The 21074-nt window shown below is 66.6% G+C and carries 24 protein-coding genes; 9 read left to right on the top strand and 15 right to left on the bottom strand.

Annotated elements, in window-relative coordinates:
• Window positions 1–24 precede the first annotated feature (24 nt).
• The 4 genes from WOC76_RS15990 to ispH form a co-directional block, all read right to left on the bottom strand.
• A complete protein-coding gene (locus tag WOC76_RS15990) occupies window positions 25–1419 on the bottom strand; it encodes an OmpA family protein (protein ID WP_341105455.1) in 1395 nt (464 codons plus the stop codon).
• A gap of 194 nt (window positions 1420–1613) precedes the next feature.
• Window positions 1614–2072, bottom strand: coding sequence for a ribonuclease HI (rnhA, locus tag WOC76_RS15995; RefSeq protein WP_341105454.1), 459 nt, complete (start codon window positions 2070–2072; stop codon window positions 1614–1616).
• Window positions 2069–3034 carry a homoserine kinase gene (locus WOC76_RS16000; protein WP_341105453.1) on the bottom strand — a complete coding sequence of 322 codons (966 nt, stop codon included), beginning with the start codon at window positions 3032–3034 and terminating at the stop codon, window positions 2069–2071. Before WOC76_RS16000 ends, rnhA begins: the two co-directional genes overlap by 4 nt.
• 27 nt (window positions 3035–3061) lie before the next feature.
• Window positions 3062–4030, bottom strand: coding sequence for a 4-hydroxy-3-methylbut-2-enyl diphosphate reductase (gene ispH / locus WOC76_RS16005; protein ID WP_341105451.1), 969 nt, complete (start codon window positions 4028–4030; stop codon window positions 3062–3064).
• Here ispH and WOC76_RS16010 point away from each other — a divergent pair.
• Entirely contained in the window at window positions 4029–4232 is a 204-nt protein-coding gene (locus tag WOC76_RS16010; RefSeq protein ID WP_341105449.1) for a hypothetical protein, read from the top strand. The two genes, ispH and WOC76_RS16010, sit on opposite strands and share 2 nt — an antisense overlap.
• A gap of 88 nt (window positions 4233–4320) precedes the next feature.
• Window positions 4321–5148, top strand: coding sequence for a DUF937 domain-containing protein (locus tag WOC76_RS16015; protein ID WP_341388994.1), 828 nt, complete (start codon window positions 4321–4323; stop codon window positions 5146–5148).
• Window positions 5149–5195: 47 nt separating this feature from the next.
• On the opposite strand, the gene WOC76_RS16020 is transcribed toward WOC76_RS16015, so the two are convergent.
• Window positions 5196–5360 carry a Flp family type IVb pilin gene (locus tag WOC76_RS16020; protein ID WP_341388996.1) on the bottom strand — a complete coding sequence of 55 codons (165 nt, stop codon included), beginning with the start codon at window positions 5358–5360 and terminating at the stop codon, window positions 5196–5198.
• A 230-nt stretch (window positions 5361–5590) separates the two neighbouring features.
• Here WOC76_RS16020 and WOC76_RS16025 point away from each other — a divergent pair, with 230 nt between their 5' ends.
• Window positions 5591–6979 (top strand): glutamate--cysteine ligase, encoded by a 1389-nt coding sequence (locus WOC76_RS16025; protein ID WP_341105446.1) that lies wholly within the window; start codon window positions 5591–5593, stop codon window positions 6977–6979.
• Between the two features lie 85 nt (window positions 6980–7064).
• On the opposite strand, the gene WOC76_RS16030 is transcribed toward WOC76_RS16025, so the two are convergent.
• A complete protein-coding gene (locus WOC76_RS16030) occupies window positions 7065–7370 on the bottom strand; it encodes a hypothetical protein (RefSeq protein WP_341105444.1) in 306 nt (101 codons plus the stop codon).
• Window positions 7371–7599: 229 nt separating this feature from the next.
• Window positions 7600–8352, bottom strand: a complete 753-nt coding sequence (locus WOC76_RS16035) for a 16S rRNA (uracil(1498)-N(3))-methyltransferase (protein ID WP_341105443.1) — start codon at window positions 8350–8352, stop codon at window positions 7600–7602.
• A 156-nt stretch (window positions 8353–8508) separates the two neighbouring features.
• Between WOC76_RS16035 and WOC76_RS16040 the strand changes: the two genes are divergently transcribed.
• Both WOC76_RS16040 and ubiA read left to right on the top strand, forming a co-directional pair.
• Complete coding sequence (locus WOC76_RS16040; RefSeq protein WP_341105441.1) at window positions 8509–8958, top strand: hypothetical protein; 450 nt, start codon at window positions 8509–8511, stop codon at window positions 8956–8958.
• A complete protein-coding gene (ubiA, locus tag WOC76_RS16045) occupies window positions 8955–9905 on the top strand; it encodes a 4-hydroxybenzoate octaprenyltransferase (protein ID WP_341105440.1) in 951 nt (316 codons plus the stop codon). The genes WOC76_RS16040 and ubiA overlap by 4 nt, the downstream gene beginning before the upstream one ends.
• A 16-nt stretch (window positions 9906–9921) precedes the next feature.
• On the opposite strand, the gene WOC76_RS16050 is transcribed toward ubiA, so the two are convergent.
• The 5 genes from WOC76_RS16050 to WOC76_RS16070 form a co-directional block, all read right to left on the bottom strand.
• On the bottom strand, window positions 9922–10347 hold the full coding sequence (locus tag WOC76_RS16050; RefSeq protein ID WP_341105439.1) for a hypothetical protein: 426 nt from the start codon (window positions 10345–10347) through the stop codon (window positions 9922–9924).
• 29 nt (window positions 10348–10376) lie between these two features.
• Window positions 10377–10586 (bottom strand): hypothetical protein, encoded by a 210-nt coding sequence (locus tag WOC76_RS16055; protein ID WP_341105438.1) that lies wholly within the window; start codon window positions 10584–10586, stop codon window positions 10377–10379.
• A gap of 145 nt (window positions 10587–10731) precedes the next feature.
• Window positions 10732–11910 carry an ABC transporter permease gene (locus tag WOC76_RS16060; protein ID WP_341105437.1) on the bottom strand — a complete coding sequence of 393 codons (1179 nt, stop codon included), beginning with the start codon at window positions 11908–11910 and terminating at the stop codon, window positions 10732–10734.
• Window positions 11907–12836 (bottom strand): ABC transporter ATP-binding protein, encoded by a 930-nt coding sequence (locus WOC76_RS16065; protein ID WP_341108744.1) that lies wholly within the window; start codon window positions 12834–12836, stop codon window positions 11907–11909. The genes WOC76_RS16060 and WOC76_RS16065 overlap by 4 nt, the downstream gene beginning before the upstream one ends.
• A 33-nt stretch (window positions 12837–12869) precedes the next feature.
• Window positions 12870–13862, bottom strand: a complete 993-nt coding sequence (locus tag WOC76_RS16070) for an HlyD family secretion protein (protein WP_341105435.1) — start codon at window positions 13860–13862, stop codon at window positions 12870–12872.
• Window positions 13863–13983: 121 nt separating this feature from the next.
• On the opposite strand from WOC76_RS16070, the gene WOC76_RS16075 reads away from it, so the two are divergent.
• Both WOC76_RS16075 and WOC76_RS16080 read left to right on the top strand, forming a co-directional pair.
• Window positions 13984–15663 (top strand): electron transfer flavoprotein-ubiquinone oxidoreductase, encoded by a 1680-nt coding sequence (locus WOC76_RS16075; RefSeq protein WP_341105434.1) that lies wholly within the window; start codon window positions 13984–13986, stop codon window positions 15661–15663.
• Window positions 15664–15803: 140 nt separating this feature from the next.
• On the top strand, window positions 15804–16598 hold the full coding sequence (locus tag WOC76_RS16080) for a YdcF family protein (RefSeq protein ID WP_341105432.1): 795 nt from the start codon (window positions 15804–15806) through the stop codon (window positions 16596–16598).
• Between the two features lie 25 nt (window positions 16599–16623).
• Here the strand turns inward: WOC76_RS16080 and WOC76_RS16085 are convergent, their stop codons facing one another.
• The gene (locus WOC76_RS16085) at window positions 16624–17430 is read right to left on the bottom strand and encodes a response regulator transcription factor (RefSeq protein ID WP_341105431.1); all 807 of its coding nucleotides are present in this window, start codon (window positions 17428–17430) and stop codon (window positions 16624–16626) included.
• 823 nt (window positions 17431–18253) lie between these two features.
• On the opposite strand from WOC76_RS16085, the gene WOC76_RS16090 reads away from it, so the two are divergent.
• A complete protein-coding gene (locus WOC76_RS16090) occupies window positions 18254–18652 on the top strand; it encodes a DUF1190 domain-containing protein (RefSeq protein ID WP_341105430.1) in 399 nt (132 codons plus the stop codon).
• Window positions 18653–18673: 21 nt separating this feature from the next.
• Here the strand turns inward: WOC76_RS16090 and WOC76_RS16095 are convergent, their stop codons facing one another.
• The gene (locus tag WOC76_RS16095; RefSeq protein WP_341105429.1) at window positions 18674–19489 is read right to left on the bottom strand and encodes a DUF3108 domain-containing protein; all 816 of its coding nucleotides are present in this window, start codon (window positions 19487–19489) and stop codon (window positions 18674–18676) included.
• A 32-nt stretch (window positions 19490–19521) separates the two neighbouring features.
• Window positions 19522–19938, bottom strand: a complete 417-nt coding sequence (locus WOC76_RS16100) for a hypothetical protein (protein ID WP_341105428.1) — start codon at window positions 19936–19938, stop codon at window positions 19522–19524.
• Between the two features lie 118 nt (window positions 19939–20056).
• Between WOC76_RS16100 and sseA the strand changes: the two genes are divergently transcribed.
• Window positions 20057–20914: a 3-mercaptopyruvate sulfurtransferase gene (gene sseA / locus WOC76_RS16105; RefSeq protein WP_341105426.1), complete on the top strand. Its 858-nt coding sequence runs from the start codon at window positions 20057–20059 to the stop codon at window positions 20912–20914.
• Window positions 20915–21074: the final 160 nt, after the last annotated feature.

Raw genomic sequence — 21074 nt, forward strand, 5'->3', positions numbered from 1 at the left:
GTAGGGTTCAGGTCATCCAGGCCTTTACTTCACGTTGAACTCGATGCGCCGGTTGCGGGCGCGATTGTCTTCGCCGTCATTGGGCGCGAGCGGGCGCTCGGCGCCATAGCCCATGGCCCAGACGCGAAAGGGGTCCGCGCCGGCCTCGACGAATCTGTCGACCACGCGCTGCGCCTGCCTCTTGCTGCGCTCGCGCGCAAGCTCGGGCGCCCCCTGATCGTCCAGATGCCCGGCGACCTCGATCGAGACGCCGCGACAGCGCAGCGCCGTCGCCGTCAGACCGTCCATGAGCGCCGCCGACTCCTCGCTGACGGCGGAATCGTCGTTTTCAAAGCGGATCGGCGTTTGCGAGAGCGCCGAGAGCGCGGCGCGGCAGGCGGCGGCGTCGAGCGGCGCGCCCGGCGCAGGGGCGACGAGACGCAGATCGCTGACGACAGTGCCGGGTAGCCGCTCGTCGAGTCCCTTTTGGATCGACGCGCGGGCGCCCTCGACGCGCGCCGCGCCGGAAAGCGCGAGACTTGTGTCCGAAAGCGCGAGCCGGCCGTCCGCCAGACGGGCGAGCGCCCCGAGCGCCGCCTCCGCAGCCTCGGTGAATTTCTGCGGCGCGCCGGGCGCGATCTCGAGGCGATCCTCGACCGTGGCGTCGAAGGCGCGCCGACGCGCCGCCTCGACCAGACGCCCGCGCGCCGCCTCGTCGGGCGCATAGCCCGAAAGCGTCAGCGCGCCCCCCTTGCGGACCGCCTCGAAGAGATAAGGCGACACCGGCCCCGGCGTGACCGCGACGCGGGCGAGCTCGAATCCCTGCGGCAGGCGCGCCCTCAGTTGCGTCGCCAGCGCCTCGGCCCGCACATTGGCGCGGCCCCTGCCGTCGACGGAAAGGCGCCCGTCCGAGAGCGTCGTCTTGCCCTGCTCCAGCGCCCCGAGCGCCCCGAGCGCGGCGGCGAGCGCCGCCGCATAATCGCCGGGCGGCGCATGGGCGTCGATCCTGGCGCCGTCGCTCACGGCGCGGCCGCCGCCGGCCGCCGAGGCGAGCGCCACGGCCTTTTCCCTCAGAGCCTCGTTCGGCAGCGCGCCGCCGAGGGCGACGACGCCGTCGCCGAGCGTCGCGGAAAAGACATAGGCGTCGGCGAGCGGGGCCTGTTTCGCCGGCTCCGCGACAGGGGCCGCGGCGGGCGCGGCGGAGAAGACGAGTCTGCGTAGCCCCGGCTCGTCGCGCAGCGCCGCGCGGGCATTGGGCGGCGCGCCGGAGAGCGTCGCGTCGCGGCCCGATACGGCGACTTTTGCGGGATCGACCCCGAGCCGCGCAGCGATGCGGGCGGCGAGATCGGCTTCGATACGGGGCGTCAGCGATTGCGCCGCGAAATAGACGAGGCCGGCGAGGACCGGCAGCCCGATCCACCATTTCCTGGGCTGGTGCATGAACGTCCTGCCCCCGTGGAGAGAGAATCAGCCAAGACGCGCATACTCGGAACGCATCCTTGTCTGACGGGCGCAGGTGTCAAGAAGATGGCGCAAAGAAGGGGCGCGGGAACGACCGCGCCCCTCAGGCTAGAGAAGAGAGTCCTGGGTATAAATAAACACATAGGCGCGCGGATGCGGCCTGCAAGGGCGGCTCAGGCCGGCGCGCGGCGCCGGGGCAGAAAAGGCGCCATGCCGGCGCGCGCCAGCGCGTCCGCCCGCTCGTTCATCTCGTCGCCCGAATGGCCGCGCACCCAATGCCAGGCGACGTCGTGGCGCTCCTCGGCGGCTTCGAGCCTCTGCCACAATTCGACATTCTTGACGGGCTTGCGGTCGGCGGTCGTCCAGCCCCGCTTTTTCCAGTTCGTGATCCAGGAGGTCACGCCGCCGCGCACATATTGCGAGTCGGTATAGAGGTCGATGGCGCAGGGCCGCGTCAGCGCCTCGAGCGCCATGATGGCGGCCATTAGCTCCATGCGATTGTTGGTCGTGAGCGGCTCGCCGCCGCAAAGCTCCTTCTCGCGGTCGCCGAAGCGCAGGATCGCGCCCCAGCCGCCGGGGCCGGGATTGCCGGAGCAGGCGCCGTCCGTCCAGATCGAGACGCGCTTCGTCACAGTATGAGGCCGTAGCCGCTCATATCCGACACGGTGCGGTGGAAGCGCAGCTTGGCGAGATATTCGCGCGGGTCCTTTGGCCGCACCAGGGCGCCCGGCGGCACATTCAGCCAATCGACATAGCGGGTGAGCAGAAAGCGGAGGGCCGCGCCGCGCGCGAGCAGCGGGAAGGCCTCGATCTCGGCGGCCGACAGCGGCCGCAGCCGGGCATAGGCCTCGAGCAGCGCCACGCCCTTCTCAGGCGCATAGGCGTGCCGCTCGTCGAAGCACCAGGCGTTGAGGCAGATGGCGAGATCGTAGGCGAGCGCGTCGACGCAGGCGAAATAGAAGTCGATCAGGCCGGAAATTCTCTCGCCCAGAAAAAAGACATTGTCGGGAAAGAGATCGGCGTGAATGACGCCGGTCGGGAGCCCCGCGGGCCAGCGGCTCTCGAGCAGATCGAGCTCCGCTTCCACCGTCTCGCGCAAATCCTCGGCGATTTCCGCGGCGCGGCTGGCGGCGGGCGCGAAGAGCTTGCGCCAGGCGCCGACCGAGAGCGCATTGTCCCGGCGCAATTCGAAACCGGCCCCTGCAAGGTGAAGCTGCGCCAGCGCCTCCCCGAGCGCCGCGCAATGCGCGGGCTCCGGATGATGCACCGAATAACCGTCGAGAAAGGTGGCGATCATGGCCGGACGGCCGGCGAGCCTCCCGAGCGCTGCGCCGGCGCGGTTGCGCACCGGCTGCGGACAGGTGACGCCCTTGGCGGAAAGATGCTCCATGAGCCCGAGGAAAAACGGCAGATCGCCTTCCGCCACGCGCTTTTCGTAGAGCGTGAGAATGAAGCTTCCCGCGCTCGTATGCAGGAAGTAATTAGAATTCTCGACCCCCTCGGCGATGCCCTTGCAGGAGAGGAGGGCGCCGATGTCATAGGTCGCGAGAAAGGCGATCAGCTCTGCGTCGTCGACCTGCGTGTAAACAGCCATGGGCGTTTTTCCAGGAGCAACGCCCGTTCAGGCCATCGCCCGCAGCTCCTTCGGCAGCGGGAAGGACACGCTTTCATCCGCCGTCGAGACGGTCTCGACCGTGACCTCGTAACGTTCGGCGAACGCGTCCATGATCTCCTCGACGAGCACCTCCGGCGCCGAAGCGCCCGCGGTGATGCCGAGCGAGGATATGTTTCCGAAGATGTCCCAGTCGATCTCGCCCTTTCCCTGCACGAGCTGGGCGGGGGCGCCGGCGCGCTCCGCCACTTCGCGCAAACGCTGGGAATTGGACGAATTGGGAGAGCCCACCACGATCACCGCGTCGACATTGGGCGCGACTTCCTTCACCGCGGCCTGGCGATTCGTCGTCGCGTAGCAGATGTCTTCCTTGTGCGGGCCGACGATGGACGGAAAACGGCGCTGAAGCGCGCTGACGATTTCCTGCGAGTCGTCCAGCGAAAGCGTCGTCTGCGTCACATAGGCGAGATTTTCCTCGTTGTCGAAGCGCAGACCGTCGATGTCGTCGATGGATTCGACGAGCACCACCGCGCCTTCCGGCAATTGACCCATCGTGCCCACGACTTCCGGATGGCCCGAATGGCCGACGAGGAGCACGCGCCGCCCGCGCTTCCAGTGGATTTCCGCCTCGCGGTGCACCTTCGTCACGAGCGGACAGGTGGCGTCGATCGCGAGAAGATTGCGCGACTGCGCGTCGGCCGAAACCGCCTTGGCGACGCCATGGGCGGAGAAGATCACCGGCGCGGCGGTGTCGGGAATCTCGTCGAGCTCCTCGACGAAAATCGCCCCCTTGGATTTGAGCGATTCAACCACATAGCGGTTGTGCACAATCTCGTGACGGACATAGACCGGCGGCCCGAATTTCGCGAGCGCCCGCTCGACGGCGTCGATGGCGCGAACCACGCCGGCGCAGAAACCACGGGGGGAGCACAGAAGAATCTTGAGCGGCGGCTTCATGCCGCGGGGCTGAACATTCATGAATGGCGCCTTCGGCAAGGTTGTGCGCGGCCGCGCCGCGGATCGTCGGCCTTTCGCCCGTCCGGGCGACCATATCGGCGTCGATCGGCAGGAAGCAATGTCGCGCCAGCCGGGCTCTGTCAAGCCGACAGCCTGGCGAGGGGGCGGCAAGGGCCTCGCTCGCGCCCGCCGCGGAGCGGACTACCGATTCGGGCCGGCATAGGCTAACATCAGGAAAAATCCGACGGGCCAGCGCGGGTTTCGAACAAGGAGAGGGGAGGCTTCCCCCCTCGTTGCCAGCTGGAGGATTCATGTCGGATCTCGAAACCCTTCTCTCTTCGGCCCAGGGCGGCCAGCTCGTCGCCAATCTCGCCGACCGCTTCGGCCTCACGGAGGAGCAGATCGAAAGCGCCATCCGGGCGCTCTCCCCTGCGCTCGCCATGGGCCTCGATCGCGCCGCAGAGGAGCCGGAGGTCTTCGAAAAGACCGTCGGCGCGCTCGCCGGCGCCTCGCGCTATTCCTTCTTCGACGAGCCGGAGGCCGCGCACAGCCAGGACGCCGTCGATCTCGGGCGCGATCTCCTGAACGAGATGTTCGGCTCCCAGGCCGCGACCGGGCAGGTTTTGCAGGCGGCCGCGCGCGAATCGGGGGTGCGGGCGGACATACTCGGCCAGATCCTGCCAATCCTCGTCTCCGTGCTGCTCAGCGGGCTGACCAAATCCATCAATGACAAGGGTCTCGGCGGCCTGCTCGGGCAACTCGCGAGTTCCGGCGCGCTCGGCCGGATCCTGGAGCAGCTCCTTGGCGGCGGCGGCGCGCCCCGGCCCGCGCCCGAACCGGCGCCGCGGGGCAATTCGGGCGGCGGACTGGGCGGGCTGCTCGGGAGCGTTCTCGGCGCGCTGCTGGGCAGGCGCCCCGCGCCCCCTTCGGGGGGCGGAGCCGTCCGGCCGGGCGGCCCGCTCGACGCCGACGCCGGGTCAGGCGCCCTTCCGCCGGGGCTCGATCAGGCCGCGGTCCAGGAGGCGATCGACGAGATCAAGAAGACGCTCCAGATCGGGCAGAAAACCAATCGGCCGGCCGGCCAGAGCGGCGGCTCCGATCTCGAGGCCATCCTGGGGCAAATCCTCGGGAAGCGATGAAAACCGCCGGCCGGCGCGCTCACGGGCCGGCGCGGCCCTGGAGCGCGCTAGAGATTGGCCGAGACCGCGCCAAGATAATTGATCGACAGTTTCGCGCCGATCGCCTTGGCTCCCGCCACGATCACGATCGAAACGATGAAGGCGACGACGGCGTATTCGGTCGCCGTGAAGCCTCCGTTTTCCGCAAAAATGCGGCGAAGCCTTTCCTTCAATGAAGCCTCCTGCGCCAAAGCCTCCTCACGGGGTCGGAAGAGGCAAATAGCAGGTCACGCTGGCGCGAAGCCGCCGCTCTTGCGCCCGGCCGTCTTTTACGGCATCCATCCGGCCTGTGACGCGCGTCGGCTCTTGCCGCCGCCCGGCCATAGCCCGGCGCAGCCCTGCCGCCTTCTTTCGCGCCTTTCGGTCGTCCCACCCTAGATTTTATGGAAAACTCAGTCGAATCATGGCTCGCGACGTAACAGACACGAGGCCGATCGAGTCCCCTGAGGCGCTCGTAGAGTGGCTCGCCGCCGGCTGCAAGACCGTCGGGGAAACGCTGCGCGTCGGCACGGAACATGAGAAGATCCCCTTCTATTCGGACACGCGCGGACCCGTTCCCTATGAATGCGTCGACGGCCGCTGCGGCGTCGGCCGGCTGCTCGAGGGTCTTCAGGAGGCGACCGGATGGGCGCCCATCATGGACCGCGACGCGCTGATCGGACTTGCGCAGACGGATGGCGGCGGCGCGATTTCCATCGAACCCGGCGGGCAATTCGAACTCTCCGGCGCGCCGCTCGCGGACATTCACGGAACGGCCGCGGAGCTCGACGCGCATCTCTCCGCCCTCGCGGGCGTCGCCAGGGCGCTCGGCGTGGAATTCCTCGACCTCGGCGCCAGTCCGAAATGGTCGCGCGCCGAGACCCCGGCCATGCCGAAGCAGCGCTACCGGATCATGGCCTCCTATATGCCGAAAGTCGGGTCGCGCGGCCTCGACATGATGTTTCGCACGGCGACCATCCAGGCCAATCTCGACTTCGTCAGCGAGGCGGATATGGTCGAGAAGATGCGGGTGGGGCTCGCGCTGCAACCGATGGTGACCGCGCTCTTCGCCAATTCGCCCTTCCTGGACGGCAAGCCGACGGGCCGCCTCTCCCAGCGCTCCTACATCTGGCTCGACACCGATCGCGACCGCACCGGCATGCTGCCTTTCGCCTTCGAAGCGGGCTTCGGCTTCGAGCGTTATGTGGATTATGCGCTCGACGTGCCGATGTATTTCGTCAAGCGGGGCGATGTTTATCACGACGTCGCGGGTGCGAGCTTCCGCGACCTGCTCGAGGGGCGCCTGCCGCAACTGCCCGGCGAACGCGCCACCATCTCGGACTGGGCCAACCATCTCTCGACGATCTTTCCCGAGGTCCGCCTCAAGACCTATCTGGAAATGCGCGGCGCCGACGGTGGACCCCGCGCCCATATGACTGCGCTACCGGCGCTCTTCGCCGGCCTTTTCTACGACAGCGCCGCGCTCGATCAGGCGCGCCAGCTCACCAAGGGATGGAGCGCCGAGGCCCGGCAGAAGCTGCGCGAAGATGTTCCGGCGCTGGCGCTCGGCGCGACGATCGACGGCCGCAGCCTGCGCGACGTCGCCCGCGACGCATTGGCCCTGGCCGCCGCCGGCCTCAGGCGGCGCGCGAAAACCAATGATCAGGGCCAGGATGAGACGGTCTATCTCGCGCCGTTGGAACGGATCGTGGCGGAAGGCCGCACGCTCGCCGAGCGCCGCCTTGAAGCCTATCAGGGCGCCTGGAGCGAGTCGGTGGACGGCGCCTTCGCGGATTGCGTGATCCCGTTATAGAACCACCGAATCATCGCGCGCCCGCAGCCAACTTCAGGCGCTCAGAAAACCGCGCAATGACGCGCGGTATCCTCGAGCGCGTAGCTCAGCGCGGGAACAGATCGTTCAGGCCAAACGGCGCCATGGGCTGGAGCTGGGAGGTACGCTGCACGCCGTCGGTCATGGCGGCGTAGCCCATGGGGGCGACCGGCGCGCGGGCGATGTCGACGCGGACATGGCCGCCGATCTTGACGCAGCCGTTGGAGCCCGCAACGGCGACATAATCCGCGCCGTAGCGCGCGCAGTGATTTGAGGTCTCCGCCATCGCCGGAGCGGCCGAAAGAGACGCAGCGAGCGCAGCGGCCGCTGCGATCATCAGCGGCGCATTGGGGCGGAAGTCGGCGAACATCATTGGCGGCCTTTCTCCGATTGCGCGCCTCGAGGCGTCTGCAATCTCTTGCCCAAATCCGATTGCAGACGGGCCGGACGACGTCGCCGGACTCGATTCTGCGATCTGGACACTAGAGCTCAACATCATGGCAGCATCGTGTCCCGGACGGGTGACGCCTGCGTCACCTGTGTATTAAAGAACACGCTCCGCTTTATTTTTCGTTTACGCGAAAGGTTTGATTAAACAGCCTTTACAAATCGTTAACGCCCCAGTCGCCAATCGCGGCCTGCACGACCGCGAGCGCCGCCACCGCCGCCGTGTCGGCCCTCAGCACGCGGGGTCCGAGCGAGATTGGGGCGACATTGGGAAGGCGCGCGATAGCGGCGCGCTCGGCGCCCTCGAAGCCGCCCTCCGGCCCGACGAGAACCGATATTCCCTGCCCCGAGCGGCCGGAAAGCGCGGTCACGGGGTTGGCGACGGGGGCGTCCTCGTCGCAGAAGACGAGCAGCCGCCCCGCCGGAAAGGCGGCGAGGAAATCGACAAGATCGACCGCCTCGGCGGTCTCCGGCACGGCGAGGACGCCGCATTGCTCCGCGGCCTCGATTGCATTGGCCTTGAGCCGCGCCGAATTGACGCGGCGGACCTGGGTGCGGCGGGTGACGACAGGCGTGAGCCGGCCCGCGCCCATCTCCGTCGCCTTTTGCGCCATGTAGTCGAGACGCGCCTGTTTCAGCGGCGCGAAGCAATAGTCGAGATCGGGGCGCGGAGTCTGCGCCCGCGTCAGCCGCTCGACGCGCAGTCTGGCCGAGCGCCGGGCGGCCTCCGCGAGATGGGCGAGAAACTCGCCATCGCGTCCGTTGAAGAGAAGAATCGGATCTCCCGTGCGAAGGCGCAGCACATTGAGCAGATAATTGACGGCCTCGGGCGGGGGAACGAAGTCGACGCCCGGCGCCAGCGCCGCCTCGACGAAGAGGCGCTGCGCGGAAAAATCATAGTGGGACAAGTGTCGAAGTCCTGAGAGAAGCCCGCGGCGGGCCGGCCCCGTCGCCGATCGGCCGCCATGAAGCAGCCGTTTTGTTCGCGGACAGGTTGGCGAAAACTTGCGCGAGCGGCAAGCCTGCTGTTAACAGAAGAGCAACATTTGCAGAGCGGTTCCAAAATGAAGATCAGCGCCCCTTCCCTTTTGCGCGTCGTCGCGGGCCTGTCGCTCATGGCCTTCTGCGCCGCGGGCGGCGTCGCCCACGCACAATCCTGCCAGGAGGACTTTCAGAAACTGTCCGAGCGCCGCATGGCGCAGATTCAGGCTCTGAACGCCATCGGCAAGGCCGGCAAGGGCAAGATGGACCCCAACGCCGCCTGCCCCGCGGCCAAGAAGCTCGTCGGCGTCGAGAACGAGATGGCGGGCTACATGGTCAAGAACAAGGAATGGTGCAACATTCCCGACAATGTCCTGGAGGGCTTCAGGCAGGCCGCGAACAAGACCAAGACCTTCGCCACCCAGGCCTGCACGGCGGCCGCGAAGATGAAACAGATGGAGCAGCAGCAGCGCGAGCAGGCCGCGAGCGGCGGCATGGGCGCCCCGCCGAAACTTCCGTCCGGACCGCTGTGACCCTCTCACACGACGGCGGCGACGGCGCCGCCTTGCCCGACGCGCAGACCGACCATCCGCTCTGGCGCCATGCGCCTGAAAGCCTGCGCCCTTATGTCCAGCTCGCGCGGCTCGATCGTCCGGTCGGCTGGTGGCTCCTGCTGCTGCCTTGCTGGGAATCGAGCGCGCTCGCCTCGGCGGCGCTGCATCGCGCACCCAATCTCTGGCATCTGACGCTGTTCTTCATCGGGGCCGTCGTCATGCGCGGCGCGGGCTCGACCTATAACGATTACGTGGACCGCGACATCGACGTGAAAGTCGCGCGCACGCGCGGCCGGCCGCTGGCCAGCGGACGCGTCAGCCCGCGCGCCGCGCTCTGGTTCATCGTCGCGCAATGCCTCATCGGCCTTGCGGTCCTGCTTTCGTTCAACGGCTACACGATCGCGCTCGGCCTGCTCTCGCCGCTGATCGTCCTGGTCTATCCCTTCGCGAAACGTTTCACCTCATGGCCGCAGGCGATCCTGGGATTCGCCTTCGCCTATGGCGCCCTGCTCGGCTGGACGGCGCAGACCGGCTCTCTCGGCCTTCCGGCCTTGCTTCTTTACGCGAGCTGCATTCTCTGGACGATCGGCTTCGACACGATCTACGCGCTGCAGGACGTGCGCGACGACGCCATCGCCGGCGTGCGCTCGACCGCGCGCCTCTTCGGGGCGAAGGTCAAGCGCGCCGTAAGCGCGCTTTACGCAGGCTCGGCGCTCTGCGTTGCGCTCTCCGCCCATGCGATCGGCGGCGGCCTCTTCGTCTGGCTTGGCGTCGCGGCCTATTGCGCGCATCTTTCCTGGCAAGCGTCGCTGACGCAAGAAGGCGCGCCGACGGAGACCGCTCTCAAGCTCTTTCGCTCGAACCGCGACGCGGGCCTCCTGCTCTTTGCAGGCTTCTTCCTGCAAAGCTTGGCGAATCTCGCATGATTCTCACGAGAGGCGGCTAGAACCGCCGGCCTGGCGGGGCCGGATGGCAGGTCATCACGGCGATTTCGTCGCCATTGTCATATTTCATTTCGCCGCGGCCGACGTCGAGCGTATTGCGCACATGCTGCTCGCTGCACTTCTTCGCGCCGTCCTCCATACAGAGCCGATCCGTGCCGAAGGTGATCAGGCTCCTGTCGACGTTCATCACATAAACGACCCTCTCCTTGCGCCCATATCTGTCGGGGCCGGAGATATAGGAATCGCCCTGCTTGTATTCCTCGCCGACGCCTTCGCTCCACATGATCTGCAGGAATTGCCGGTCGGTGTCGATATCCACCATCGCTGTCTGATTCGAGCGCCCGCAATCGAGGTGAATCTCGGCGGCCCGCGCCGCGGGCGCGAGAAGCGCTGCAATCGCAAGAACGGCGTAGGCTCTCGTCATCTCATCCCCCTCCTTCACGAGGGCCGGCGCTATTTGCCTTCGAGCTCGCGCTTCTGATCCAGGCAGGAATCCAGCTGCGCGCGATTGAGCTCCCAGTAGGAAGCGCCGCAAAGCGCCTGATAGCGGCTGCTGTTGAAAAAGGACCACAGATTGTAGCCGCCGAGCAGCAGCGCGAGTATGGCTGCGACCTTCACGATCGTATTGAAGCGCGTGATTGGATCCGTCTCCGGCTCTGACATGACCGCCTCCCTCCGCTCAAATGTTGGGCCGCGCCGGCCATCCGTCAATCGCCCTGCTTCCGGCGTTCAGGCCGCGACGAGCGCGGACATGACGGAAAGGGGCGGCGTCGCTTTGATGTCAGGCCGGGCCGGTTCGTCCCGAAAATCAATCCAGCGTCTGACGGAACCGCATCACGGCGAGCGACATGGCCGCCACCGTGAAAGCCGCCAAGGCGCCTGCGTCCACCGCCAGATCCGCGAAACCCGACCCTTTCAGCATGACCGAGCGCACGATGCGCAAATAATGGGTGAGCGGGAGAACCTCGCCCAGATATTGCGCCCAGACCGGCATGCCATAGAAGGGAAAGAGGAAGCCCGAGAGCAGCATGCTCGGCAAGAAGAAAAAGAAGGTCATCTGAATCGCCTGTAGCTGGTTCGAGGCGATGGTCGAAAGCGTGTAGCCGATCGACAGATTGGCGATGATGAAGAGCAACGTCAGCGACACAAGCACGAACAGCGAGCCGACGATCGGCACGCGGAACAGGAAGCTCGCGACGACGAGAATCGTCGCCATCTGCACGCCGCCCACGATGACATAGGGCGTGATCTTGCCCAGCATGATCTCCACGGGCCTGACCGGCATGGCGAGCAGGGCCTCCATCGTTCCCCGCTCGATCTCGCGCGTGACGGAGAGCGCCGTATAGGTGAGCATGGTCATGGTGAGGATGGTGCCGATCAGCCCGGGCACGATGTTGCGCCGCGCCTCAGCGGCCGGATTGTAGCGCCGCTGCACGACGAGATCGAAGGGCGGCGGATTTTGCGCAAGCGTCGCGAGCGGGCCCGTGAGTTCGCGGTCGAGCGCCTGCGAGGCCGCGCCGAGCGCCGCCGCAACGGCCCCCGCGGTGGCCGTCGGATCGGTGGCGTCGGCGATGAGGAGCACGGCGGGACGCTCGCCGCGCACGAGCCGCCGGGTGAAGTCCGGCGGAATCTGGATGATAAATTGCACACGGTTGGAAAGGATCAGCTGGTCGGCGTCCTTTTCGCCGGAAGCCACATATTTGACGTCGAAATAATCCGTCGCGCGCAGGGCGCCGATCATGGCGCGGGCGATGGAGCTGTCGTCGCTCGCCAGCAGCGCGGTCGGCAGATGCTTTGGATCGGTGTTGATGGCGTAGCCGAACAGCAGGAGCTGGATGAGCGGAATGCCGACGATCATGCCGAGCGTCGGGCGGTCGCGGCGCAGCTGGATGAACTCCTTGATGAACATGGCGACGAAACGCCCCCACGCCTGCGCAACGGCGCCCTGCCGGCGCGGCCTTGTCGCGCTTTGCCGCGTATCGGTCATTTCCCGCTCCGATGATTGCGAATCATCAGCTCGATGAAGACGTCTTCGAGCGTCGCCTGATCCTGCGCCCAGCGATGCGCGGAACCGGCGTAGCGCGCGGCGACGGCCGCCATCGCCGTCGCATCGCGCCCCGCGACATGGAGCGCGGCGCCGAAACGCGCCACCATGTCGACGCTGGGCTCCGCTCTGAGACGTTGCGCGAGATCGTCGAGCCCCTCGCCAACGACCACCCAGGTCGACAGGCCGGCGTCGCGAAGGATCTCTTCGATCGTGCCGGAGACGAGGAGCTTCCCGTCGAGAATGTAAGCGATCTCGTGGCAGCGCTCGGCTTCATCCATGTAATGGGTCGAGACGAGAACGGTGAGCCCTTCATTTGCGAGATGATGGATCTCGTCCCAGAAATCGCGCCGCGCCTTGGGATCGACGCCCGCCGTCGGCTCGTCGAGCAGCAGCAGCGCCGGGCCCGGCAGAATGCAGGCACCGAGCGCGAGCCGCTGCTTCCAGCCGCCCGAAAGCTCGCCCGCGAGCTGATCGGCGCGCGCCGCGAGCCCGAGCCGCTCCAGCGCCGCCTGCGCCGCCGCGCGCGGCGACTCGAGTCCGTAAATACGCGCGACGAATTCGAGGTTCTCGCGAATGGTCAGGTCGCGATAGAGCGAAAAGCCCTGCGTCATGTAGCCGACGCGGCGCTTGATCTCCTCCTGCTCGGTGCGGATGTCGTAGCCCAGACAGCGCCCCTCGCCGGAATCGGGCGTCAGCAGACCGCAGAGCATGCGGATCGTCGTCGTCTTGCCGCTGCCATTCGGCCCCAGAAAGCCGCGAATATGCCCGCGTGCGACGCTCATGGTGAGATCGTCGACGACCTTGCGGTCGCCGAAGGACTTGGTGAGGCCCTTGACGTCGATGACGATGTCCGGCGCGGGGGCCATGCTTTCAACCGGCATCGGGCGCGTCCCTCACCTTCACTTTCCCGCCTCCCCCGCCGCCAGCGGCGTCACGGAAACAGGCATGCCGAGCGGCAGGTCCCGCGCCCTGCCCTCAAGCCGCGCCTCGGCCTTGAAGACGAGCTTCGTCCGCTCCACGTCGCTGAAGATCACCGGCGGCGTGTATTCCTGACGGCTGGCCACGAAGGAAATGCGGCCGAAGAGGTCGGCGGGACAGCCGTCGCAGGCCACGCTCACCCGCTCGCCGACCTTCACGCCGGCGAGCCGGGGCTCCGGGACGTAAAACCGCACCTTGCGATTTTCCGGCGGCAGCAGCGCCACGACGGGCTGGCCCGCGTTCACCACCTCGCCGGGACGGAAGAACACATCCTGCACCACGCCCGCCGCCGGGGCGCGGACCTTCTGGCGGCCGATGCGAATGTCGATCCCTTCGAGCTGCGCCCGCGCCTGGCGGATCGCGGCCTCGGCGGCGTCGATCTCCTGCGAGCGGCCGGGGATCAGCGCCGCATTCACCTGCCGGCGCGCCTCCTTCACGCTCGCCTCGTCGCGCCGCAGCGCCATTTCAGCGCGATCCAGCGTCGCCTTGGCGACGTTTCCGGACTTGAAGAGCTTCAACTGGCGATCGTAGTCGTTGCGCGAGAGTTTCAGGGCCGCCTCGGCGCGCTCGAGGCCGGCCTGCAACACTGCGACCTGCTCCGGGCGGCTCGTGGCGGCGCGCAAATTCTGCACTTGCGCCTCGAGCTGGCCGATGCGCGCCACGATCTCCGACCGCTGCCGGTCGAGCAGCGTGGTCGACATGACGAAGAGAATGTCGCCGGGTTTCACGGTCGAACCCGCCGCCACCGCGAGGCTCGCGAGCCTTTCGCCCTCATTGGGACCGATGTAGAGAACCTCCCCCTCGACATAGCCGAGGAAGGGCGCGGGGGCGGCGCGCCAGTCGCGCATCATGCGCCAGGCGAAGACGCCGCCGAGCGCGAGAAGGATCGCCGCCAACGCGGCCACGCGTCGCATCCGCCGCCTCCTTGCGCGAAACGCCGCCTCAAACCGGCAGAAACTCCTTTTGGCGCGCCGCGCGCAAAAAGGCTACAGTGCGCCGCCGCAGTTGCGAAAGGGTCGCAAAAAGGGATCGGAAATGGCTGAAGAGATTACGGAATTGCCCGAGCGCGAAGGCATGGACTATGACGTGGTGATCGTCGGCGCGGGCCCCGCCGGCCTCGCCGCGGCGATTCGCCTCAAACAGGTTGCGCCCGACCTTTCCGTCGTCGTCATCGAAAAAGGCTCGGAGCCCGGCGCGCATATTCTCTCTGGCGCCGTGATCGATCCCATCGGCCTCGACCGCCTGCTGCCCGACTGGCGCACGCGCGACGACGCGCCCTTGAAGACGCAGGTGCATGACGACCAGTTTCTCCTGCTCACCGAAAAGAGCGGCGTTCGCCTGCCCAACGCCCTGATGCCGAAGTTGATGAACAATCACGGCAATTTCATCGGCTCGCTGGGCAATCTGGTGCGCTTCCTCGCCGCCGAGGCGGAAGGATTGGGCGTCGAGATCTATCCGGGCTTCGCCGGCGCCGAAGTTCTCTACGGCGAGAATGGCGAGGTTCGCGGCGTCGCCACCGGCGACATGGGCGTCGATCGCGAGGGCAGGCCGAAGGACAGCTTCACGCGCGGCATGGAGCTGCGCAGCAAATATACGCTCTTCGCCGAAGGCGCGCGCGGCTCGCTCTCCAAGCAGCTCATCGCCAAATATGGGCTCGCCGAAAACAGCGACGTGCAGAAATTCGGCATCGGCTTCAAGGAGCTGTGGCGCATCCCCAAGGAGAAGCACCGGCCCGGCCTGGTGCAGCATTCCTTCGGCTGGCCCCTGCAGTCGGACACGGGCGGGGGCTCGTTCCTCTATCATTTCGAGGACGGCCTGGTGTCGATCGGCTTCGTGGTGCACCTCAATTACTCGAACCCGACGCTCTCGCCCTTCGACGAGTTCCAGCGGTTCAAGTGTCATCCGATGATCGCGCCGACGCTCGAGGGCGGCGAGCGCCTCGCCTATGGCGCGCGCGCGCTCACCGAGGGCGGCTGGCAGAGCGTGCCCAAGCTCGTCTTCCCCGGCGGCGCGCTCATCGGCTGCGCGGCGGGCTTCATGAACGTGCCGCGCATCAAGGGCTCGCACAACGCCATTCTCTCCGGCATCCTCGTCGCGGAGCATGTCGCCGCCGCCGTCGCCGACGGCCGCGCCTATGACGAAGTGACGGCCTATGACGCCGCCTGGCGCGCGTCCGACATCGGACGCGACCTGAAGCCGGTACGCAACGTCAAGCCGCTCTGGTCGAAATACGGCACCTATCTCGGCGCCGCGCTCGGCGGGCTCGACATGTGGACCAATTCGCTGTTCGGCTTCTCCTTCTTCGGCACGCAGTCGCATGGCAAGCCGGACCACGCCTGCCTGAAGCCGCTCTCGGAAGTGACGCCGATCGTCTATCAGAAGCTCACGCAGAAACCCGCCTTCGACAAGCTCTCCTCGGTCTTCGTCTCGAACACGAACCACGAGGAAGACCAGCCGGTGCATCTGAAACTGAGGGACCCGTCGATCCCGATCGAAGACAATCTGCCGATCTACGGCGAGCCGGCGCGGCTCTATTGTCCGGCAGGCGTCTATGAAGTCGTCTACGCCGACGAGGCGGCGAAGACCGATCCGCGTTTCGTGATCAATGCGCAGAATTGCGTCCATTGCAAAACCTGCGACATCAAGGACCCGGCGCAAAACATCACCTGGGTCCCGCCGGAAGGCGGCGGCGGGCCGAACTATCCCAATATGTGAGGCCGCGCGCGCCATCGTTGCGAAGGAAGCGAGGCGCCCTGGAGCGGAAGCCGTCCCCAGGTCGCCTCGCCGCCGTCGCGCGGCGGGAAGAGATTGAAAGCGCCGAGCGTCTTTAGCTTTCTCGAGGGCCGGGCTGCGCCATGTTCTTTGTGCTTTCCAAGATTTTTGAATTCGTCCTTACGCCCGTCAACTTCGCAATTCTCGCGGGCGCGCTGGGCGTCCTGCTCGCCTTCACCCGCTACGCGAAGACCGGCCGTGCGCTGCTTTCCGGCGCCGTTCTGCTCTTGCTGATCCTCGGCTTCTCGCCGCTCCCCGAACTCCTCGCCATGCCGCTCGAAGCGCGGTTTCCCCTCCCGCCGGGCGACGCACCCGCCCCGGCGGGGATCATCGTGCTTGGCGGCTCGGTCGACGAGAAGATGAGCGGGCTTCACAACAGCGTCGCGATCAACGACTCCGCCGAGCGGATCACCGCGCCGATCGCGCTCAAGCGCCGATATCCCTCGGCGCGCCTCGTCTTCACGGGCGGCTCGGGGGCGCTCCTCGGCGGGATCCATACGGAAGCGGAGGCGGTTGGCGTCTTCTGGCGCGAGACGGGGCTCGACCAGGGCGATGTTTTCTACGAGAGCCAGTCGCGCAATACTTATGAAAACGCCGTCGCGACCCGCGACCTCGTGAAGCCGAAGCCCGGCGACCGTTGGCTGCTTGTGACCTCGGCGATGCACATGCCCCGCGCGGTGGGTATTTTCCGCAAGGCTGGCTTTCCGGTCGTCGCCTATCCTGTCGATTACCGCGCGGTCGACTCGCTTTCGCACTGGAGTCCGCCCCGCCATGCATCCGGCAATTTCCAGCTCGCCGAGGCGGCCCTGCACGAATGGCTGGGGCTCGCGGCCTACAGGCTGACGGGCAAGACCGACGCGCTGTTTCCCGCGCCGTGACGCAAGAGCCCGCTGGCGGGGCCGATCATTCGCCGCGCCGCCGGCCTCTCGTCGTCGTCGTCGGCTCCATGCTGCGGCCGGTCGCGCCGCCCGGCCAGGCGCCATGCTTCATCTCGAGGAAGAGGGCGATGGCCTGGGCGCGGTTGCGGACTTCCAGCTTCTCGAAAAGATTGCGCAGGTGGAATTTGATCGTGTTGATCGAGACGCCGAAATCCTTGGCGAGCTGGCTGTTGGTGTGACCCGAGCCGAGCGCCGACAGCAGGCTCCTCTCGCGCAGCGTGAGGTTCTCCAGCGGATCGCTGCGCATCTTGCGAATGTCGACGAAGGGAAACACCATATCGCCGGCGGCGACCGCGGCGAGAACGTCCAGAAGACGCTCCGGCGGCGCGCGCTTGGAGACAAAGCCGGCGCCGCCCAATTGCAGCGTCTCGGCCGGCGCCGCCGGGTCGTTGGTGCCGCTGTAGACAACGATCTTGGGCGCCGAGACCTGGCGCGACAGGGCGCGCAGCACGTCACGGGCATGGAGCGTCGGCAATTGCCAGCCGATGACCGCGATGGCGAATTTCTGCTGGCGCGCGGCCTCGAGAAACTCCTCGCCATCCGTCACCTTCAGCACCAGATGGAAGCGCTTGTCGTCGGAGAGCAGCTTGTCGAGACCCGCAAGGATCAGCGGGCTCTTGTCGGCGATGGCGACGTCGATGCGGCCGGCCAGAACAGGCGGGAGGCCATCGTCATTCTCGGGGCGCGCCCGCGCGCGCACCGGCTCCGCATCTCCCCTGCTTCCGAGCTCCGTCTGACTCTCTGCAGCCCCGGTCGAAGAGGTAGGCGCCATCATATCCTCCAGGCTCACACGAGATCCGCGCAAGAACCGAAAACCGCTATGGGATCACGCCAGCGCCTTTTTGCGGGCGGCATTTGTTTTCGACGGCGCCGGATGCATACCTGCCCATTCGAGGTGGGCCAGCCATCCTAGAATACTCGGGCGGCGCGGCGGCGCAAGCCAAATCCCCAACACTTCCACCCGACAGTCGTTGACGAAAATACGTTGCGCTCAGATCAAAAAAAAATAAGGCGCGCCGCATCGGCAAAGCCGACGCGTCGCGCCTGAAAAGGCTTTTTCTCTTCGCCGAATTAGTCGGTGAAGATCCAGCGAGCCGCGAAGTAAGCAGCCGCGCCGATAACGATGATCGCGATCATGCCGACCGGGGTCGCCGCATAGCTGGTCAGTTCGAGAATAGCGCCCATAATCTCCTCCTTCTGTCACACTTTATGTCGGTCGTATTCAATTGCCGACATGCTGCTAACTTCTCCCCCGGTTCCCGACGGAGTCGTCAGATCTGCGTTTTCGGATGCATCGCGGACATGTTCCCATTGCGTCGAAACGCGACCCTCGAAAGGGCGGGCGCACATTCATCGGCTCTGTCCGCGCCCGGTGAGCCATCTCGCTCCACAGCTTTTCGTCTGTGGCTTCCGAAATGCGGTGAGCAAACGAACTATTGTAGTCGGGTACCCTTGTCAAGCGAGTTGGACGCGACATGGCGGGCGCCCCCGGCGGCGAGATGTCGCGGAGGCGCGGCTGGCTGGCGGAGATTGCGCTTGCGGCGAAGGAGTCGCCGCCTCTAATGTCCGCGCAGTTTGCAAACAAGAGAGCCAGCATGACCGGCGCGCCTTTGAAATACATCGTCATCCTCGTTGCGCTGGCGGCCGCCGGCTTTTCCTTCTTCTACGCCCGACGCTCCGCGCCCGTGTGCGCGGGGGACGGCAAATACATGGCGAGCGTCGCCGATTGTCAGGCCTGGGGGCTCGACTCGTCGCTTTGCCGGCAGGCGGTGGAAAAGGCCAGGGCGGTCGCGGCGCGGGCCGCGCCGAAGACCGAAACCATGTTCCAGTGCGAGCTCCGCTTCACGGATTGTTTCGAAAATCCGGCCGGCGGCTTCTCGCCTCGTCCCGCCTTCTGCCTGCGCGCCGGCGGCGAGCCGACGGAAATACGCTATCTCGAATATGAGGCGGACCGCCGCAACCGGAAGAAGACAAAGGAAGTGCGGATCGACTGACCAGGCGATCCGCCGCGCGCGTCAGCGCGCCGTATCGGCGTGCTTCGAGCCGATCTGGAAATCGGAGGCGTCGATCACGAGGTCGCCGGCCGCGGTCTTGATGTCGATATGGATCGGCACCAGCGCATGGGCCTCGGGTAGCGGCGCGAGCCAGACGTTCATGTCGTGGTTGTCGGCCATGTAGCGAGTCGATTTGCTGTCGGGCCGATGGCCGGAGATCGGGGTGTAGCGGGCCGAACAGACGGCGACGGGGCCGGAATACCCCCGCGTGCTCGCCATCTGCTGCCCGGCATAGGTCAGCGCGACGTCGAAACGGGTGACGCCGTCGAAGACGGAGATGTTGCGGTTGCAGGCCGCCGGTCCGGTGAGATCCTGCCCCTGCGGCACGCTCATGATCAGGGCGCTCACCGGATCGACGATGCGCTTCTTGTTGCCTTCGGTCACCGGAATCCGCTGGTCGACGTCCCAGGGCTCCGGCTTCACCTCGACCATGCGCACGGCATTGCCCGCAAGCGACATGCGGACGGTGCGGATCTCTTCCTCATTGGAGGTCGTATTCGCATAGGCGAGTGGCGAGGGACCGCCCGCGGTCAATCCGCCGCTCGCCATCGCGGCGCCCTTGGTGTTGTTCACAAGATTGGCGAGGCCGGTGGTGCGCATCGAAATATCGATGCGGTAGCTGCGGTCGAGAACGCCCGTCGCATAGGCGCTGCCGATGGAAATCCCCATCAGGCTCAGCGCGTAATGGGCCTTGATCGTCTCGGCCCGCGCCGTCCCGGCGGCGCAGAGGAGCAACGCGGCGAGGGCGGCGGGCGCGCGTTTCCGGGTCGGGCTCATGTCAATCGACGCCTCTGCTGCGGGTCCAGGCCTCACGCCGACTCCTGCCAGTGTCCGTCGGCATAAATGCGCCAGGCGCGCAGCCCGGCTTTCGCCATGACGATGCGGCCGGCCTTCGCCTCAGCCAACAGATGCCGGAATATGAGAGGATTGCGCCAGGAAAAGGGCTTTTCGGGGTCGCAGACGGCGTGGTACTCGTCGCTGTCGGGATCGTCCATCAGCAGCGTCCCCACCTTGTCGGGCCGCATCGTCGCGGGCAGGCCGCGATCTTCCTTCCATTGGCAATAGTAGTCGCGGCAGACTTGCGGGCGGGACGCATAGACGCCGCAGCCGCCCGACTGCATGCAGTGGCCGCACAGCTTTCCAGCCGTCTTCTTCAACTCCTCGATTTCGAGCACCTTGCAGCAGAAAGAGCAGGTGCCGCAGGTTTTGCCAGGTATTTCGAGCATGAGGACTTGGGCGCCGGAAGACAGTGAGAATCGAATCAGCTTATTGTCATCCTCGCCGCGCCGGATGCAAGCCGCGCCGCATCTCCCGACGGCGCCCTCCTGACCAAAGAGCGGGATCATGTCGCGACAGATCGACCTTTCGACCCTTTTCGTCTCCACGCAATGGCTGGCGGACCATCTCGACTCTCCCGAGTTGCGCGTCTTCGACGCTTCCTGGCACATGCCCGCGACGAACTGCGATCCGCGCGCCGAATATCTTTCGGAACATGTTCCGGGGGCGGTGTTTTTCGACATTGACCGCGTCGCCGACCATTCCTCCGGCCTGCCGCACATGCTCCCGTCTCCCGAGGTCTTCGCCGCCGAGATGCGGCGTCTCGGCTTCGGCGACGGCATGCACGCGGTCGTCTATGACAGCGTCGGCCTGTTCTCCGCGCCGCGCCTGTGGTGGACGATGCATGTGTTCGGCGCCGACAAGGTCTCGATCCTCGCCGGCGGCCTGCCCGCCTGGAAAGCCGAAGGCCGCGCGCTCCAGAACGGCGAGACGACCCACGCGCCCCGCGAGTTCACGCCGAAGTTCGACGCCGCGCTCGTCGCCGACGCGGCGCGCGTCAACGCCGCGCTGCTCTCCGGCGAGGCGCAGGTCGTCGACGCCCGCGGCGCCGAACGTTTCATGGGCGCTCCGGAGCCGCGCCCGGGCCTGCGCGCCGGCCACATGCCCGGCGCCCGCAACCTGCCCTTCTCCGCCGTCGTCGAGGCGGGTCGCATGAAGGACAGACCGGGGCTCGAAGCCGCCTTCGCCGCCGCCGGGGTCGATCCGGAAAAACCCACGATCGCGAGTTGCGGCTCCGGGATGACGGCCTGCATTCTCAGCCTGGCTTTCGCGGCCTCGGGCCGGTCGCCGGCGACGGTCTATGACGGCTCCTGGTCCGAATGGGGCGGCCGCGCCGATCTCCCTGTCGTCTCATATGTCGACTAGAGCCTAAAAATTGGTCGCCTAATGCCTAAAAAACTGGCATTAGAGCCGAAATTCAGGCGATTCCCGCGAATCCGGCGCCACTCGTTTGGCCATGGCGCGGAATTCGCTCAAATGGTAGAAGCTCGGCGGCGTCGGCTGACGGCGAAGCGCGGGTGCGGGC

The sequence above is a fragment of the Methylocystis sp. IM3 genome (assembly GCF_038070105.1).
Lineage (GTDB): Bacteria > Pseudomonadota > Alphaproteobacteria > Rhizobiales > Beijerinckiaceae > Methylocystis.